General features: G+C 67.4%; 15 protein-coding genes. 11 read left to right on the forward strand and 4 right to left on the reverse strand.

Annotation, left to right across the window (positions count from 1 at the left end; genetic code table 11):
- Positions 1 to 76: 76 nt before the first annotated feature.
- The gene (locus ACSX1D_RS17940) at positions 77 to 2,485 is read right to left on the reverse strand and encodes a 7TM diverse intracellular signaling domain-containing protein (RefSeq protein WP_439859799.1); all 2,409 of its coding nucleotides are present in this window, start codon (positions 2,483 to 2,485) and stop codon (positions 77 to 79) included.
- 301 nt (positions 2,486 to 2,786) lie between these two features.
- Here ACSX1D_RS17940 and ACSX1D_RS17945 point away from each other — a divergent pair, with 301 nt between their 5' ends.
- The 5 genes from ACSX1D_RS17945 to ACSX1D_RS17965 all read left to right on the forward strand — a co-directional run bounded on the left by ACSX1D_RS17945 (position 2,787) and on the right by ACSX1D_RS17965 (position 6,853).
- A complete protein-coding gene (locus tag ACSX1D_RS17945; RefSeq protein ID WP_439859800.1) occupies positions 2,787 to 3,581 on the forward strand; it encodes a hydroxymethylpyrimidine/phosphomethylpyrimidine kinase in 795 nt (264 codons plus the stop codon).
- Positions 3,582 to 3,594: 13 nt separating this feature from the next.
- A complete protein-coding gene (thiE, locus tag ACSX1D_RS17950; protein WP_439859801.1) occupies positions 3,595 to 4,224 on the forward strand; it encodes a thiamine phosphate synthase in 630 nt (209 codons plus the stop codon).
- 54 nt (positions 4,225 to 4,278) lie between these two features.
- Positions 4,279 to 5,568: a glutamate-1-semialdehyde 2,1-aminomutase gene (gene hemL, locus ACSX1D_RS17955; protein WP_439859802.1), complete on the forward strand. Its 1,290-nt coding sequence runs from the start codon at positions 4,279 to 4,281 to the stop codon at positions 5,566 to 5,568.
- Complete coding sequence (locus tag ACSX1D_RS17960; RefSeq protein ID WP_439859803.1) at positions 5,568 to 6,212, forward strand: DUF6962 family protein; 645 nt, start codon at positions 5,568 to 5,570, stop codon at positions 6,210 to 6,212. The genes hemL and ACSX1D_RS17960 overlap by 1 nt, the downstream gene beginning before the upstream one ends.
- 92 nt (positions 6,213 to 6,304) lie before the next feature.
- Complete coding sequence (locus tag ACSX1D_RS17965; RefSeq protein WP_439859804.1) at positions 6,305 to 6,853, forward strand: tetratricopeptide repeat protein; 549 nt, start codon at positions 6,305 to 6,307, stop codon at positions 6,851 to 6,853.
- Between the two features lie 111 nt (positions 6,854 to 6,964).
- Here the strand turns inward: ACSX1D_RS17965 and ACSX1D_RS17970 are convergent, their stop codons facing one another.
- Positions 6,965 to 7,288 carry a DUF1820 family protein gene (locus tag ACSX1D_RS17970; protein WP_025167604.1) on the reverse strand — a complete coding sequence of 108 codons (324 nt, stop codon included), beginning with the start codon at positions 7,286 to 7,288 and terminating at the stop codon, positions 6,965 to 6,967.
- A 130-nt stretch (positions 7,289 to 7,418) separates the two neighbouring features.
- Between ACSX1D_RS17970 and miaB the strand changes: the two genes are divergently transcribed.
- The 5 genes from miaB to lnt all read left to right on the forward strand — a co-directional run bounded on the left by miaB (position 7,419) and on the right by lnt (position 12,881).
- Entirely contained in the window at positions 7,419 to 8,747 is a 1,329-nt protein-coding gene (miaB, locus tag ACSX1D_RS17975; RefSeq protein WP_439859805.1) for a tRNA (N6-isopentenyl adenosine(37)-C2)-methylthiotransferase MiaB, read from the forward strand.
- A gap of 147 nt (positions 8,748 to 8,894) precedes the next feature.
- Positions 8,895 to 9,896, forward strand: a complete 1,002-nt coding sequence (locus ACSX1D_RS17980) for a PhoH family protein (RefSeq protein ID WP_439859806.1) — start codon at positions 8,895 to 8,897, stop codon at positions 9,894 to 9,896.
- Positions 9,889 to 10,362: an rRNA maturation RNase YbeY gene (gene ybeY / locus ACSX1D_RS17985; RefSeq protein ID WP_439859807.1), complete on the forward strand. Its 474-nt coding sequence runs from the start codon at positions 9,889 to 9,891 to the stop codon at positions 10,360 to 10,362. The genes ACSX1D_RS17980 and ybeY overlap by 8 nt, the downstream gene beginning before the upstream one ends.
- Before the next feature lie 31 nt (positions 10,363 to 10,393).
- Positions 10,394 to 11,233 carry an HlyC/CorC family transporter gene (locus ACSX1D_RS17990; RefSeq protein ID WP_439859808.1) on the forward strand — a complete coding sequence of 280 codons (840 nt, stop codon included), beginning with the start codon at positions 10,394 to 10,396 and terminating at the stop codon, positions 11,231 to 11,233.
- Between the two features lie 127 nt (positions 11,234 to 11,360).
- Entirely contained in the window at positions 11,361 to 12,881 is a 1,521-nt protein-coding gene (gene lnt, locus ACSX1D_RS17995; RefSeq protein WP_439859809.1) for an apolipoprotein N-acyltransferase, read from the forward strand.
- A gap of 4 nt (positions 12,882 to 12,885) precedes the next feature.
- On the opposite strand, the gene ACSX1D_RS18000 is transcribed toward lnt, so the two are convergent.
- Together ACSX1D_RS18000 and ACSX1D_RS18005 are read right to left on the reverse strand one after the other, a co-directional pair.
- Entirely contained in the window at positions 12,886 to 13,665 is a 780-nt protein-coding gene (locus tag ACSX1D_RS18000; protein WP_439859810.1) for a YdcF family protein, read from the reverse strand.
- A gap of 95 nt (positions 13,666 to 13,760) precedes the next feature.
- Positions 13,761 to 14,210 (reverse strand): hypothetical protein, encoded by a 450-nt coding sequence (locus tag ACSX1D_RS18005; RefSeq protein ID WP_439859811.1) that lies wholly within the window; start codon positions 14,208 to 14,210, stop codon positions 13,761 to 13,763.
- Positions 14,211 to 14,411: 201 nt separating this feature from the next.
- Here ACSX1D_RS18005 and leuS point away from each other — a divergent pair, with 201 nt between their 5' ends.
- A complete protein-coding gene (gene leuS / locus ACSX1D_RS18010) occupies positions 14,412 to 17,018 on the forward strand; it encodes a leucine--tRNA ligase (RefSeq protein ID WP_439859812.1) in 2,607 nt (868 codons plus the stop codon).
- The last annotated feature ends 20 nt before the right edge of the window (positions 17,019 to 17,038 follow it).

A 17,038-nucleotide genomic window follows, 5' to 3' on the forward strand; every position in this document is an offset into this window, starting at 1 on the left:
TTCACTGTCCATTCAGTGAATCAGGATTCAGGCAGGGTAAAAAGGGGGATCCACGGCAAAACAGAGGCTAAATCCGTCAGGACGACTGCGCCGCGCCCTGCTCTTCCGGCCGTCGACTCAGCACCCAGGCGTGCAGCAGCACGCGCAGCTCCTCGAACTTCACCGGCTTGGCCAGGTAGTCGTTCATCCCGGCGGCCAGACAGCGCTCGCGATCGCCACTGTGGCTGTGCGCGGTGATCGCCAGCACCGGCAGCTCGGTACAGGCCGGGAAGGTCCGCAGCGCCCGGCAGGTGGCGAAGCCGTCCATCACCGGCATCTGGCAGTCGAGCAGCACGGCGTCCACCGCCTCGGCGCGCAGCACCTCGAGGGCCTCGGCGCCGTTGTCGGCGGTGCGCACCCGGTAACCGAGCTTGAGCAGCATGCCGCGGGTCACCAGCTGGTTGATCGCGTTGTCCTCCACCACCAGCACCGTGCATTGCTCGGGACGGCGCACGGCCGGGGCGTCGACGCGGCGTAGCGGGGCAACCTGGCTCGGGCGCTGCACCGGCAGGCCCAGGGTCAGCTCGAGCCTGAAGCGACTCCCCTGGCCGGGCCGCGACTCGTGATTGAGGCTGCCGCCAAGCAGCTCGACCAGCTGCCGGCAGATCGCCAGACCGATACCCAGGCCACCGTACTTGCGGGTCATGGAGCCGTCCAGCTGCTGGAAGCTGCGATACAGGAGCGCATCCTGAGGCCCGTCGAAGCCTTCGCCGCTGTCGCGCACCTCGATGCCCAGCGGCAGCCCCTCGCCCTGGCCGCCCGCCCGGGCGACCCGCAGGCCGACTTCCCCCGCGGCGGTGAACTTGATGGCGTTGTCGAGCAGGTAGCCCAGGCTCTGGGCCAGCTTGGCGGCATCGCCCTGCAGGGTGTCGGGCAGGCTCTCGTCCAGTTCGAGGACGAAGCGCAGCCCCTTGTCCTCGGCCCGCGGCGCGTACTGCGCCACTAGCCCGTCGAACAGCCCGCGCAGGCTGAACGGCTCGCAGCGCGGGTAGAGCTTGCCGGCCTGCAGTTCGGTCAGCGCCAGGATGTCGTTGACCATGCCCATCATGTCCCGCGCCGCGCCCGCGGCGGTCTGCTGGTACTGCGCCAGCTCGGCGTCCAGCTTGAGCGTCTGCATCAGCTCCAGGGAACCGATCACGCCGTTCATCGGCGTGCGCAGCTCATGGGTGACGGTGGCGAGGAACTCGTCCTTGAGGCGGTTGCTGTTGGCCAGTTCCTGGTTCAGCGCCTCGAGCTTGTGGCCGCTGTCCTGGAGAATCCGCGTGCGCTCCTCCTTCATCGCGTTGATCCGGTCGGCCAGCGCCAGGGACAACAGGCCGACCTCCAGGGCCGAGCCGATCTGGCTGGCGTACATGGTCAGGAACACGTTGGGCAGGTAACCGAGCACCATCAGGGTGTTGATCACCCCACCGGCCAGGAACGCGCTCCAGGCGATGATGAAATAGCGCGCCACACGCAAGCCGCGCAGCCAGGCGATGATCCCCGCGGCGAAGATCAGCACGGTGAACATCAGCGCCAGGTAGGTCGCCAGGCGCAGCGCCAGGGCGTAGCTGGCGGTCAGCGCCAGGATCATCACCGCGCCGGCGATGGCCATCATCAGCAACAGGGCCCGATCGACCCAGGGGCTGTGGGCGCCGGTCTGCAGGAAACTGCGGGCGAACTGGCAACCGAACAAGCCCGCCGCGCCGATCAGGAAGGGCGTGGCGGCATTCGCCCACCAGGGGTTGTCCGGCCAGAAGTACTCGATGCCGGCGCCGTTCACCGAGACCTGATAGAGGCCGAACGAGGCGATATAGAGGATGTAATAGAGGTAGCTGGTGTCACGCACGCTCAGGTAGATGAACAGGTTGTAGACCAGCATTCCCAGCAGCACGCCGTAGATGATGCCGAGCACATAGATGCGCCCCGGCTGTTCCTCCAGGTAGGCGGTCGGCGACCAGAGGGTCAGCGGCGCCTGGATCGACCCCTGGCTCTGCAGGCGCAGATAGATGCGTCGGGCCTGGTTCGGCTGGAAGTCGAGGTCGAACAGGTAGTTGTGCTGCTTGATCTGCCGGCTGGCGAACGGCAGGCCGTCGCCCGTGCGCTGGGCCAGGCGGAAGCCGCCCTGGCCATCTTCCAGGTACAGCTCCACCTGATCCAGCGGCGGATAGGCCAGCTCTAGCAGCCAGGACTGGCGCCCCGGCGAACCTTGCGGGCGATACTGGAGATCCAGGCGCAACCAGAACACCGAGCGCGAGTAGCCGGCGTTCAGCACCTCCTTGTCGTGACGGCGGAAACTGCCTTGTAGCGCCGACGAGGTGATGTCAGCGATGGTCGCATCGCCGCGCACGTCCTCGAACACATGCAAGGCCTGGCCGAGAGGCAAGGCGCGGGTGTATTCGTCGAACTCCAGGGCACAGCCGAACAGCGGCCAGAGGGCGAGCAGAAGGGTCAGGAGGTAGCGCATGAAGCCCCACAAAGGCAATGTCGGAATCCGCCGGAGAGCCTCACCCTCGCTGAGGTGCCGCCTCGCATGGCCTGGTTGGACGATTGCCGGCAACTCTAGCACAGCCCCGGCGCGAAGATCCGCCCGTCGCGACTGCCAGGTCACTAACAGAACGCTTCTGGAACGGGGCCTGCAAGGCGCCTGCCGGCCGCCACTGCGAGTCAGGCCGGAAACCGGACGCGCCCACCACCACGTAGGGCGCAGTCGCCTGCGGCGGCCCGACACGGTCCAAAACGGTCGAATAATGCTAAGCTCGCGCACCATGAAAACGCCCACTTCCCGCCCCGTAGTGCTCTGCCTGTCCGGCCACGACCCCAGTGGCGGCGCCGGCCTGCAAGCCGATATCGAAGCCCTGCTCGCCCAGGGCTGCCATGCCGCCCCCACCGTGACCGCGCTGACCGTGCAGGACACGGTCGATGTGGCCGACTTCCGCGTGCTCGACCGCGATTGGGTGCTGGCCCAGGCCCGCGCCGTGCTCGCCGACCTGCCGGTGGCCGCGATCAAGCTGGGCATGCTCGGCTCGGTGGAGATGGTCGACACCGTGCTGCAGCTGCGCCAGCAGCTGCCGGACGTGCCGCTGGTCTGCGACCCGGTGCTGCGTGCCGGCGGCGGCGGCGCCCTGGGCAAGGACGAGGTCGGCTACGCCATGCGCGAGCGGCTGTTGCCGGTGTCGACCATCGCCACGCCGAACCTGCCGGAGGCGCGCATCCTCGCCGAACTGCCGCATGGCAGCGCCGACCAGTGCGCGGAAAAGCTGCTGCCTTATATCCGCCACCTGCTGATCACCGGCGGCCACGGCGACGAGCAGCAAGTGCACAACCGCCTGTACAGCCGCGACGGCAGCCACCACAGCTTCACCTGCCAGCGCCTGCCCGGCAGCTACCACGGTTCCGGCTGCACCCTGGCCAGCGCCCTGGCCGGGCGTCTGGCCCAGGGCGAAGAGCTGGTCAGCGCCGTGCGTTCGGCCCTCGACTACACCTGGCGCACCCTGCGCGACGCCGAACAACCCGGCCACGGCCAGTACATTCCCCGCCGCCTGCCGCTGGATGCCTACTGAAGGAGCCTTCGCCATGACCCTGAACGGCCTCTACGCCATCACCGACAGCCAGCTGCTGGCCGGCGGCAGGCTGCTGCCCTATGTCGAAGCCGCACTGAACGGCGGCGCCCGGTTGCTGCAGTATCGCGACAAGTCGACCGACGAGGGCCGCCAGCAGCGCGAGGCCGAGGCCCTGCTGAAACTGTGCGAACGCTACGGCGCGACGCTGATCATCAATGACGATGCCGAGCTGGCCGCGCGCCTCGGCGTCGGCGTGCACCTGGGCCAGAGCGACGGCTCCCTGGCCGCGGCCCGCGCCCTGCTGGGCGGCCAGGCGGTCATCGGCGGCACCTGCCACGCCCGCTTCGAGCTGGCCGAGCAGGCCGCCAAGGAAGGCGCCAGCTACGTCGCCTTCGGCCGCTTCTTCGAGTCGCACACCAAACCCGGCGCACCGACCGCCACGCCGGAGCTGCTGGACCAGGCCAAGAGCCACCTGCAGCTGCCGGTGGTCGCCATCGGCGGCATCACGCTGGACAACGCCGCACCGCTGATCGCCCACGGCGCCAGCATGATCGCGGTGATCCATGCCCTGTTCGCCGCCGACTCGGCCGCCGAGGTCGAACGCCGCGCCCGCGCCTTCAGCGCCCTGTTCGCGCACAACTGATTATTTTTCCGGGCGAGCCGGCTCGCCCCGAGACGATTACTGAAGAGGTCTGCCATGTCCCGTTCCGAAATCCTGTTCACCAACGCGCAGAAGCACATCCCGGGCGGGGTCAACTCGCCGGTGCGCGCCTTCAAGAGCGTCGGCGGCACCCCGCTGTTCTTCAAGCACGCCGCCGGCGCCTATGTCACCGACGAGGACGACAAGCGCTATGTCGACTATGTCGGTTCCTGGGGTCCGATGATCCTCGGCCACAGCCACCCGGAGGTCATCGACGCGGTGCGCCGGCAACTGGAGCACGGCCTGTCCTTCGGCGCGCCGACCGCCATGGAAAGCGAGATGGCCGAGCTGGTGTGCAGCCTAGTGCCGTCCATGGAAATGGTGCGCATGGTCAGCTCCGGTACCGAGGCGACCATGAGCGCCATCCGCCTGGCCCGCGGCTACACCGGTCGCGACAGCATCATCAAATTCGAAGGCTGCTACCACGGCCATTCCGACAGCCTGCTGGTCAAGGCCGGCTCCGGCGCCCTGACCCAGGGCGTGCCGAGCTCGGCCGGGGTGCCGGCGGCGTTCGCCAAGCACACCCTGACCCTGCCGTTCAATGACCTCCAGGCAGTCGAGCGCATGCTCGGCGAAGTCGGCCAGGAGGTGGCGTGCATCATCGTCGAGCCGGTGGCCGGCAACATGAACTGCGTGCCGCCGGCACCGGGCTTCCTCGAAGGCCTGCGCGCACAGTGCGACAAGCACGGCGTGGTGCTGATCTTCGACGAGGTGATGACCGGCTTCCGCGTCGCCCTCGGCGGCGCCCAGGCCCATTACGGCGTCACCCCGGACCTGTCCACCTTCGGCAAGATCATCGGCGGCGGCATGCCGGTCGGCTGCTTCGGCGGCAAGCGCGAGATCATGGGCTGCATCGCCCCGCTGGGCCCGGTCTACCAGGCCGGCACCCTGTCCGGCAATCCGCTGGCCATGGCCGCCGGCCTGACCACCCTGAAGCTGATCAGCCGCCCCGGCTTCCACACCGAGCTGACCGACTACACCAGTCGCATGCTGCAGGGACTGCAGGAGCGCGCCGATGCGGCCGGCATCCCTTTCGTCACCACCCAGGCCGGCGGCATGTTCGGCCTGTACTTCAGCGGCGCCGACGACATCGTCACCTTCGACGACGTGATGGCCAGCGACGCCGCGCGCTTCAAGCACTTCTTCCACCTGATGCTGGAGGGCGGGGTCTATCTGGCGCCGAGCGCCTTCGAGGCCGGCTTCACCTCCATCGCCCACGGCACGGCCGAGCTGCAGATCACCCTGGATGCGGCAGAGCGCGCCTTCGCCCGCCTGCAAGACGCCTGATGCAGCCCGCGGTCTTCTCCGGCGCCCTGCTGGCGCTGGCCTGCCTGGCCTGCGCCGTCGCGCTCGGCAAGGCGCGCCGACACTACGGCGAGGGCGAGCAGCCGGCGCTGTTCTGCGCCCTGCTGGGTTTCCTGCTGCCGGCGGCGGCCGCCGCTGCCGGCGCCCTGCGCCACGGCGTCGACCCGGGCTGGCAGGCCGCCCAGCTATGGCTGAGCCAGGCCAGCATCTTCCTCGCCTGGCCGCTGCTCGGCGCCGCCGCCCTGACCCTGGCGCGCGGCTGGCTGTGGAGCCGCCCCAACTGGGGGCGGCTGGTGCTGGGACTCTGCGCCTTCTTCGAACTGTTCCGGCAGATGCACCTGCTCGAGGACTATCGCCTGCTGCTCAGCCTGGCCAGCCTGCTGCTGATCCTCTACGCCGGCGCCGTGCAATGGCCGCAACGCCGGCCGCTGCTGGCCGCGCTCGCCGTCGCCGGGCTGCTCGTGCTCGGAGAATGGCTCTCCGCCAGTCAGGACTCGCTCGGCCCGCTGCACCGAGTCGAGTTGGCCCAGCTGCTGCTGATACCGGCGTACGGCCTGCTGGCCTGGCTGCTGCTGGCCCTGCCCGGCAGCGACGGACAAACAGAAAAGCCGGTAAAGACTTTGTAAGAACCCCATGGCTTATTTCATAATGTGACGGCCGACGCGTTCCGTTGGCCGGGCACGAGGCCCGCCCCGCACCCTGAGGTACACGGATTTCCATGAACTGCACCGGCCGCACCCTGACCCTGGGCTGCCTGTTGCTGCTATTGCCGCTGCTGGCCTGCGCCGGCGGCAACTCGCTCCTGATCCCGGCAACCGGGAGCTGCTCGCTGAACACCGCCCCCGCGGACCTGCCGGACGCCCTGGCCGCCTGCCAGCAGGCGGCGCGCAACGGCGACGCCCAGGCCGAGTACGAGCTGGGGGAATTCTATTACGACGGCGAACGCACCCCACGCGACCTGCCCCAGGCGCTTAGCTGGTTCGAGCAGGCCTCACTGCAGGGCCACGCCGAGGCGCAGCACCGCCTGGGCATGATGTTCTTCCACGGCGAAGGGGTGCCGGCGAACAACGTGCAGGCCTACATCGTCTTGAAAATGGCGGCGGTCAATGGCTCGGACGAGGCGATGGACAGCGCCGACCTGGTATCCGAGCAGATGCAGCGCGAGGAACTGGAGATCGCCAGCCAGGTACTGGGGCAGATCTTCCGCAACTACCTGCTGGAACTGCAGACCGCGGAAAGCCCCTCGCCGTTCGCCCCGCTGCCGTAGGGTGGAAAACCGCGAAGCGTTTTCCACCGCGCGGCTTTCAGCAGCGCACTGACGCAGAACGGAGGATGTAAAAAGCGACATCCACCCTACGACCACAACCCAGCTAAACCGCTACTTGTCCGGCATCGGCATGGGGAACGGCATGATATTGCCGCCGCCCTTGGCCTCGCTGATCTTCGGCGTGCCCAGGCGCTCCACCTCGTCGATGCGGATGATCGCGTGCATCGGCACGAAGCTGCGCACCACGCCATCGAACTGGGCCTTGAGCTTTTCCTCGCTGGGGTCGACCACTACCTGGGTGCGCTCGCCGAAGACGAACTCTTCCACCTCGAGAAAGCCCCACAGATCGCTCTGGAAGATCTGCTTGGCATACATCTCGTAGACCTGGCCCTGGTTGAGGAAAATGACCTTGTAGATAGGCTCGCGCTTGCTCATGGATGGCAGTTTAGACTGAAGGAAAAATGAAGGGCGCAGATCATAGCACAGCCACCGGGCAGGCAATGCTAGGAAGCCAGGCGCCCGGACACTATAATGCGCGGTCCTTCGAACAGCCCTTTGAGCCCGCATGACCAAGAAGCTTTATATCGAAACCCACGGTTGCCAGATGAACGAGTACGACAGCTCGCGCATGGTCGACCTGCTGGGCGAACATCAAGCCCTGGAAGTCACCGAACGTGCGGAGGACGCCGATGTCATCCTGCTCAATACCTGTTCGATCCGCGAAAAAGCCCAGGACAAGGTGTTCTCCCAGCTCGGCCGCTGGCGCGAACTGAAGCTGGAGAAACCCGACCTGGTGATCGGTGTCGGCGGCTGCGTGGCCAGCCAGGAAGGCGCGGCGATTCGCGACCGCGCGCCCTACGTCGACGTGGTGTTCGGCCCGCAGACCCTGCACCGGCTGCCGGAAATGATCGACGCCGCGCGCAGCACCAAGAAGCCCCAGGTGGACATCTCCTTCCCCGAGATCGAGAAGTTCGACCGCCTGCCCGAGCCGCGGGTCGACGGCCCCAGCGCCTTCGTCTCGGTGATGGAGGGCTGCAGCAAGTACTGCACCTTCTGCGTGGTGCCCTACACCCGCGGCGAAGAGGTCAGCCGGCCGCTGCAGGACGTGCTCGCGGAGATCATCCACCTGGCCGAGAACGGCGTGCGTGAAGTGACCCTGCTCGGGCAGAACGTCAACGGCTACCGCGGCGAGACCCCGGGCGGACAGATCGCCGACTTCGCCGAACTGCTGTATGCCGTGGCGGCGATCGACGGCATCGACCGCATCCGCTACACCACCAGTCACCCGCTGGAGTTCTCCGACGCCCTGATCGAGGCCCACGCGCAGATCCCCGAACTGGTGAAGTACCTGCACCTGCCGGTGCAGTCCGGCTCCGATCGCATCCTCGCGGCGATGAAACGCAATCACACCGCCCTCGAATACAAGTCGCGCATCCGCAAGCTGAAGGCCGCGGTACCGGACATCCTGATCAGCTCGGACTTCATCATCGGCTTCCCCGGCGAGACCGAGAAGGACTTCGAGCAGACCATGAAGCTGGTCGAAGAGGTCGGCTTCGACTTCTCCTACTCCTTCATCTACAGCTCCCGGCCGGGCACGCCGGCGGCGGACCTGGTCGACGAGACCCCGGATGAGCTGAAGAAGCAGCGCCTGCAGATCCTGCAGAACCGCATCAACCAGCAGGGTTTCGAGAACAGCCGGCGCATGGTCGGCAGCCGCCAGCGCATCCTGGTCAGCGACTACTCGAAGAAGGACCCGGGGATGCTCCAGGGCCGTACCGAGAACAATCGCATCGTCAACTTCCACTGCGACAATCCGCGGCTGATCGGCCAGTTCGTCGAGGTGCATATCGACGACGCCCTGCCCCACTCGCTGCGCGGCAGCCTGCTGGCTTAGCAGGCCGCGTATCAACCCAGCGCGCCGGGGTGGACAAGGGTCCATCCTGGATGCGGCTAAAGCCGCAGTCGAGTGAGCTTTCCCCCTTCGACGGCTAGCGCTATTCTTCGCCTCACAACCCCTGCCGACTGGCGGCCATCTACGACCTTGAACGCACCCATAGAACCCCATCGCTTCATCCTCGAACCCTTCGAGGCTCGCCGCTTCGCCAACCTCTGCGGGCAATTCGACGAACACCTGCGCCTGATCGAACAGCGCCTGGCGATCGAGATCCGCAACCGCGGCAACCAGTTCGAGCTGATCGGCCCCGCCGAGCAGACCGCCGCCGCCGAGCAGCTGCTGCACCGCCTGTACCGCGAGACCAAGAGCACCGAGCTGTCGCCCGACCTGGTCCACCTGTTCCTGCAGGAGTCGGCCATGGAGACCGTTGGCGACAAGAGCGAAGTCGGCGTGACCCTGCGCACGCGCAAGGGCAGCATCCGTCCGCGCGGCGCCAACCAGCAGCGCTACGTCAAGGCGATCCTCGACAACGACATCAACTTCGGCATCGGCCCGGCCGGTACCGGCAAGACCTACCTGGCCGTGGCCTGCGCGGTGGACGCGCTGGAACGCGAGCAGGTGCGGCGCATCCTGCTGGTGCGCCCGGCGGTGGAGGCCGGGGAGAAGCTCGGCTTCCTCCCGGGCGACCTCGCGCAGAAGATCGACCCCTACCTGCGCCCGCTGTACGACGCGCTGTACGAGATGCTCGGCTTCGAGCAGGTGGCCAAGCTGATCGAGCGCCAGGTGATCGAGATCGCCCCGCTGGCCTACATGCGCGGCCGCACCCTGAACAACAGCTTCATCATCCTCGACGAGAGCCAGAACACCACCCTGGAACAGATGAAGATGTTCCTCACTCGCATCGGCTTCGGCTCCACCGCGGTGATCACCGGCGACATCACCCAGGTCGACCTGCCGCGCGGCACCCGCTCCGGCCTGACCCACGTGATCGACGTGCTGCACGAGGTGCCGGGCATCAGCTTCACCCACTTCAAGCCCAAGGACGTGGTGCGCCACCCGCTGGTACAGCGCATCGTCGAGGCCTACGAGCGACACGACAACCGCATGCACGGCAAGCTCGACGACGCACAGGACAACGCCGATGGTTGAACTGGACCTGCAGGTCGCCAGCCAGGCAGCCGAACTGCCCGGCGAAGCACAGTTTCGCGCCTGGTGCGAACTGGCCCTGCGCCAGCGCACGGCCGACTCCGAGCTGACCATCCGCCTGGTCGACGAGACCGAGGGGCGCGAACTCAACAGCACCTACCGGCACAAGGACTACGCGACCAACGTGCTGTCCTTTCCCGCCGACCTGCCGGATGGGCCGGACGGCGAACCGCTGCTGGATATCCCGTTGCTTGGCGACTTGGTGATCTGCGCCCCGGTGGTCGCCCGCGAGGCCGGCGAACAGGGCAAGAGCCTGGAAGCCCACTGGGCCCACCTGGTGATTCACGGCTGTCTGCACCTGCTCGGCTACGACCACATCGAAGAGGCCGAAGCCGAGGAAATGGAAGCACTGGAACGAACACTGCTCGCCGAGCTGGGGCATCCCGACCCCTACGCCGGCGACGACTGATTGCCCACAAGCAAGGATCCCGAGTACCCCAATGAGCGAAGATCGATCGAGCAACGAGCAGAAGTCCTGGCTGAACAAGCTGACCCAGGCTTTTGCTCATGAGCCGAAAAACCGTCAGGAACTGCTGGAAGTGCTGCGCGACGCGCACCAGAACAAGCTGCTCGACAGCGAGGCCCTGGCCATTGTCGAAGGTGCCATCCAGGTCGCCGACCTGCAGGTTCGCGACATCATGGTCCCCCGTTCGCAGATGATCAGCATCAAGGCCAGCCAGACACCCAGGGAATTCCTGCCGTCGATCATCGACGCCGCCCACTCGCGCTACCCGGTGATCGGCGAAAGCCTCGACGACGTGATCGGCATCCTGCTGGCCAAGGACCTGCTGCCGCTGGTTCTGCAGGACGAACAGCACAGTTTCAACATCAAGGACCTGCTGCGCCCGGCGACCTTCGTCCCCGAGTCCAAGCGCCTCAACGTACTGCTGCGCGAGTTCCGCGCCAACCACAACCACATGGCCGTGGTGATCGACGAGTACGGCGGCGTCGCCGGCCTGGTGACCATCGAGGACGTGCTCGAGCAGATCGTCGGCGACATCGAGGACGAGCACGACGTCGAGGAAGACAGCTACGTCAAACCACTGCCCAGCGGTGACTTCTTGGTCAAGGCGCTGACGCCGATCGACAACTTCAACGAAGCCTTCGAAACCCAGTTTTCCGACGACGAGTTCGACACGGTCGGCGGCCTGGTCATGAGCGCCTTCGGCCACCTGCCCAAGCGCAACGAGGTGACCGAGATCGGCGAGTTCCGCTTCCGCGTGCTCAACGCCGACAGCCGGCGCATCCACCTGCTGCGCCTGACCCCCTTGATGCGCTGAGGCGCAGGCTGCCTGCCTGTCGGCGCCGCGTCCGCGGCCCGACAGGCAGGCCATCAGCCGCACCTGCTTTCCCCCTCCCGCGTTCCGCTCTACTCTTGCGCCACCCCAATCCAAGGACCTGCACGCGATGCACTGGATAACTCGCCCCGGCTGGCCGGGCAACCTGATCGCCCTGGCGGCCGGCGCCGTCACGCCCCTGGCACTCGCCCCCTTCGACCTGTGGCCGCTGGCGATCCTGTCCATCGCCCTGTTCTACCTCGGCCTGCGCGACCTGCACGCACGCCAGGCCGCGGGGCGCGGCTGGTGCTACGGCTTCGGCCTGTTCGCCGCCGGCACCAGCTGGGTCTACGTCAGCATCCACGACTATGGCGCCGCCTCGCCGCCCCTGGCCGCGCTGCTGACCCTGGCCTTCGTCGCCGGCCTCGGCCTGTTCTATGCCCTGGCCGCCTGGCTGTGGGCGCGCTGGCTGCGCCGCGTCGAGGCGCCACTGGCCGACGCCTTGGCCTTCGCCGCCCTGTGGCTGGCCCAGGAGGCCTTTCGCGGCTGGTTCCTCACCGGCTTCCCCTGGCTCTATGCCGGCTACAGCCAGCTCGACGGCCCGCTGGCCGGACTGGCGCCGCTGGGTGGCGTCTGGCTGCTGTCCTTCGTCCTGGCGCTCAGCGCCGCACTGCTGGTCAATCTGCGCCCGCTGCGCGCCCGCCCCGCCTTCCTCGTCGCCGGCCTGGTGCTGCTGGCCGCGCCGTGGATCGCCGGGGGCCTGCTCAAGGGCCACGCCTGGACCACGGCAACCGGCGCCCCGTTGCGGGTGGCAGCCATGCAGGGCAATGTGCCGCAGAACCTGAAATGGGACCCGGTTCAGCTCAACGCGCAACTGGCGCTGTACCGCGACCTGAGCTTCAGCGCCCGGCCCACCGACCTGATCGTCTGGCCGGAGACCGCGGTACCGGTGCTCAAGGAGCAGGCCCTCGGCTATCTGGGGGTCATGGAGCATTTCGCCCGCGAGCGCGGCGCCGCGCTGATCACCGGCGTGCCGATCCGCCAGGCCAACGAACGCGGCGAGCCGCGCTACTACAACGCGGTCAGCGTGGTCGGCGAGGGAAGCGGTGACTACCTGAAACAGAAACTGGTGCCCTTCGGCGAATACGTACCCCTGCAAGAGCTGCTGCGCGGCCTGATCGCCTTCTTCGACCTGCCGATGTCGGACTTCGCCCGCGGGTCGGCCGACCAGCCTCTGCTGCAGGCCAAGGGCCATAGCATCGCCACCTATATCTGCTACGAAGTGGTCTATCCGGAGTTCGCCGCCGGCCTGGCCGCCCAGAGCGACCTGCTGCTGACGGTGAGCAACGACGCCTGGTTCGGCAGTTCGATCGGCCCCCTGCAGCACCTGCAGATGGCGCAGATGCGCGCCCTCGAGGCCGGACGCTGGATGATCCGCGCGACCAACAACGGCATGACCGTGCTGATCGACCCCTTCGGCGAGATCAGCGCGCAGCTGCCGCAGTTCGAGCGCGGAGTGCTCTACGGCGAAGTGCAGCCGATGCAGCACTTGACGCCCTACCTGCAATGGCGCGCCTGGCCGCTGACGATCCTCTGCGCGCTGTTGCTGGGCTGGGCCCTACTGGCCAGCCGCATGGCCAGGACGTTCTAGGCCCTCACTCGCCGGAAGGGGCCTGGCCGTAGAACAGCGGGTAGGCGAGCAACCCGATCGCCTCGTTGAGCAGCAGCGCGCTCTGCCACAGGGCCTTGGCTTCCGGCAGCCAGCCGGCGGCGGGGCGGCCGTTGGCCACCCCGAGAAAGCCCACCGGCGCCGCCCGTACCTGCAGACCCTGTTGCTCGAAACACCAACGCGCCCTGGGCATGTGCCAGGCCTGGGTGACCAGCACCACCCGGGTGACGCCCGCCTGGCGCAAGAGGTCGGCGCTATGCGTCGCATTTTCCCACGTGGTGCGGCTCGCACCCTCCTGCCAACGTACGGCCACCCCGTGATCCCGCTCCAGTACCTGGGCCATCAGGGCCGCCTCGCTGGGCGGGTGGCCAAAGTGCAGGCCGCCGCTGGTCAGCAGCGGCAAGCCGCTGGCCCTGGCCAGCCGCGCGGCGTAGCGCAGGCGCTCCAGGGCCATGGCGGCAGGCTGGTCGCCACCCCAGGCCGGATCATCGCGCTCGCGCCCGCCACCCAATACCACGATCGCCTCGGCCTGCCGCGCCAGCGCCGGCCACTGCGCCTCGGCCAGCGCCCCATCCCGCTCCAGCAGACGCGCAGCCCACTCCACCGAGACCGGCAGGCTCATCAGGCACAACCCGCCGAAGCCGAGCACGAAGCAGCCGGCCGCCAAGCGCGGCCAGCGCCTGCGCAGCCACCAACCTGCCAGCAGCAGAAGCAGCAGCACGCCGGGCGGCATGAACAGTTGTTTAAGGATGTAGCGAATCGGCATCGGGCACCCTCCACTGGGGCGCCAAGCCTATCAGCTCGCCGGTGGATGCCAACCAGGAGCGGGCCACAGCAACGCAGAAACCTCCGATGGACGCGCTATCGATGACTGCCGCGGGCGCGGAACAGCTGCGAGCCGCACGCCGTACAGGCCTCCACGCCCTGCCCCGGGCGCCAGTCGACGTCCTCGCCACACAGCGCACAACACAGCAGCACCTGCTGCCTGGCCGAGCCTGACGCGCCGCCTAGGGCCCGGCTCATCGCGCGTTTCAGGGCCTGCCCGGACTTCGCCTCGCGCACCGGCAACTGTTCGATCTGCGCCAGCTCCTCGGCCGCGGCGTGCCAGCCGCGCAGCCAGTTGAGATCGTGGTCCATATAGGCGCGGATCAGCTCCAACTCGGCCGCCGTCAGTCCGCGCAACTCCAACTCACCCGGCGGCGACTCGCTTATCCGCCCGAGGCTGTCGGCCTCGTCCAGCGCCAAGGCAAGGCGTTGCAGCAGCCGCTTGTACAAATCGCCGCTCCCTTGCGCTCGCCGCAACTCACCCATCCAATCACCTCGCGTCGGGCTTTATCGAACAGCCCTACTGCAAGCTTAGCGGTCGCCCTCCGCGCAGCCGGGCCCGGCGACCAACGGCAGGCCGGCCTTTGGCCGCCGGGCCGCACGAGCAATCAGGGTTTCCCTCAGTCAAGGGGGGTCATGTATGCTACGGCGTTTCCCGCAAGCCTCCATTCCCTAGCGCCAGTAGCCATGCACGAACAGTATCAGCCACGCGAAATCGAAGCCGCCGCGCAGTCCCACTGGGACGCGCAGAAATCCTTTGTAGTGAGTGAACAGCCGGGCAAGGACACCTTCTACTGCCTGTCGATGTTCCCCTACCCCAGCGGCAAGCTGCACATGGGCCACGTGCGCAACTACACCATCGGCGACGTGATCGCCCGCTACCAGCGCATGCAGGGCAAGAACGTGCTGCAGCCGATGGGCTGGGACGCCTTCGGCATGCCGGCGGAAAACGCGGCGATGAAGAACATGGTCGCCCCGGCCAAGTGGACCTACGAAAACATCGACTACATGAAGACCCAGCTCAAGAGCCTGGGCCTGGCCATCGACTGGTCGCGGGAAGTCACCACCTGCAAGCCGGACTACTACCGCTGGGAACAGTGGCTGTTCACCCGCCTGTTCGAGAAGGGCGTGATCTACCGCAAGAACGGCACCGTCAACTGGGACCCGGTGGACCAGACCGTACTGGCCAACGAGCAGGTCATCGACGGCCGCGGCTGGCGCAGCGGCGCGCTGATCGAGAAGCGCGAGATCCCCATGTACTACTTCAAGATCACCGCGTACGCGGATGAGCTCCTGAGTAGCCTGGACGAGCTGGACGGCTGGCCCGAGCAGGTCAAGACCATGCAGCGCAACTGGATCGGCAAGTCGCGCGGCATGGAAGTCAGCTTCCCCTACGACGCCGAGAGCATCGGCGAGAGCGGCGCGCTGAAGGTCTTCACCACCCGCCCCGACACCCTGATGGGCGCCACCTACGTGGCGGTGGCCGCCGAGCACCACCTGGCCACCCTGGCGGCCCGGGACAATGCCGAGCTGCAGGCCTTCATCGACGAATGCAAGCGCGGCGGCGTGGCCGAAGCGGACATCGCCACCCAGGAAAAGAAGGGCCTGCCCACCGGGCTGTTCGTCGTCCACCCGCTGACCGGCGAGAAACTGCCGGTATGGGTCGCCAACTACGTGCTGATCCACTACGGCGACGGCGCGGTGATGGCAGTACCGGCCCACGACGAGCGCGACTTCGAGTTCGCCCACAAGTACGACCTGCCGCTCAAGGCCGTGGTGCGCACCAGCGCCGGCGATGAGACCCCGGCGCCCTGGCAGGACGCCTACGGCGAGCACGGCCAGTTGATCAACTCCGGCGAGTTCGACGGCCTGGACTTCGAAGGCGCCTTCGACGCCATCGAGATGGTGCTGCGCAACAAGGGTCTCGGCCAGTCGCGCACCCAGTTCCGCCTGCGCGACTGGGGCATCAGCCGCCAGCGCTACTGGGGCTGCCCGATCCCGATCATCCACTGCGACAGCTGCGGCGACGTACCGGTGCCGGAAGACCAGCTGCCGGTGGTACTGCCCGAAGACGTGGTGCCGGATGGCGCCGGCAGCCCGCTGGCGCGCATGCCCGAGTTCTATGAGTGCAGCTGCCCGAAGTGCGGAGCGCCGGCCAAGCGCGAAACCGACACCATGGACACCTTCGTCGAGTCGTCCTGGTACTTCGCCCGCTACGCCTCGCCGCAGTACACCGGCGGCATGGTCGACCCGGCCGCGGCCAACCACTGGTTGCCGGTCGACCAGTACATCGGCGGCATCGAACACGCCATCCTGCACCTGCTGTACGCGCGCTTCTTCCACAAGCTGATGCGCGACGAGGGCCTGCTGTCCTCCAACGAGCCGTTCAAGAACCTGCTGACCCAGGGCATGGTGGTCGCCGATACCTACTATCGCCTGGCGGATAACGGCGGCAAGGACTGGTTCAACCCGGCCGACGTGATCGTCGAGCGCGACGCCAAGGGCAAGGTCATCGCCGCCAAACTGAAGAGCGACGGCCTGCCGGTGGAAATCGGCGGCACCGAGAAGATGTCCAAGTCGAAGAACAACGGCGTCGACCCCCAGGCGATGATCGATGCCTACGGCGCCGACACCTGCCGCCTGTTCATGATGTTCGCCTCGCCGCCGGACATGAGCCTGGAGTGGTCCGATTCCGGCGTCGAGGGTGGCAGCCGCTTCCTGCGTCGCGTCTGGCGCCTGGCCCATGGCCATATCAGCCAGGGCCTGCCGGCTGCATTGGACACCACCAGCCTGAACGACGGGCAGAAGGAAATCCGCCGCGCCATCCACCTGGCCATCAAGCAGGCCAGCCAGGATATCGGTCTACACCACAAGTTCAACACGGCCATCGCCGCGGTGATGACCCTTATGAACGTGCTGGAGAAAGCACCGCAGGCCAGCGCCGCGGATCGCGCCCTGCTGCAGGAGGGCCTGGAGACCGTGGTCCTGCTGCTGGCACCGATCACCCCGCACATCAGCCACCAGCTGTGGCACGACCTGGGCCATGCCGAGGCGGTCATCGACGCCCGCTGGCCGACCCTGGACGAGTCCGCCCTGGTCCAGGACAGCCTGACCCTGGTGGTCCAGGTCAACGGCAAGCTGCGCGGCCAGATCGAAATGCCGGCCAGCGCCAGTCGCGAGGAAGTCGAGGCAGCGGCGCGGGTCAACGAGAACGTGCTGCGCTTCACCGAGGGCCTGAGCATCCGCAAGGTCATCGTGGTGCCCGGCAAGCTGGTCAACATAGTCGCCAACTGATCAAGCCCGGCGCGACCGCA

The organism is Pseudomonas sp. MBLB4136, assembly GCF_051904765.1.
GTDB lineage: Bacteria > Pseudomonadota > Gammaproteobacteria > Pseudomonadales > Pseudomonadaceae > Aquipseudomonas.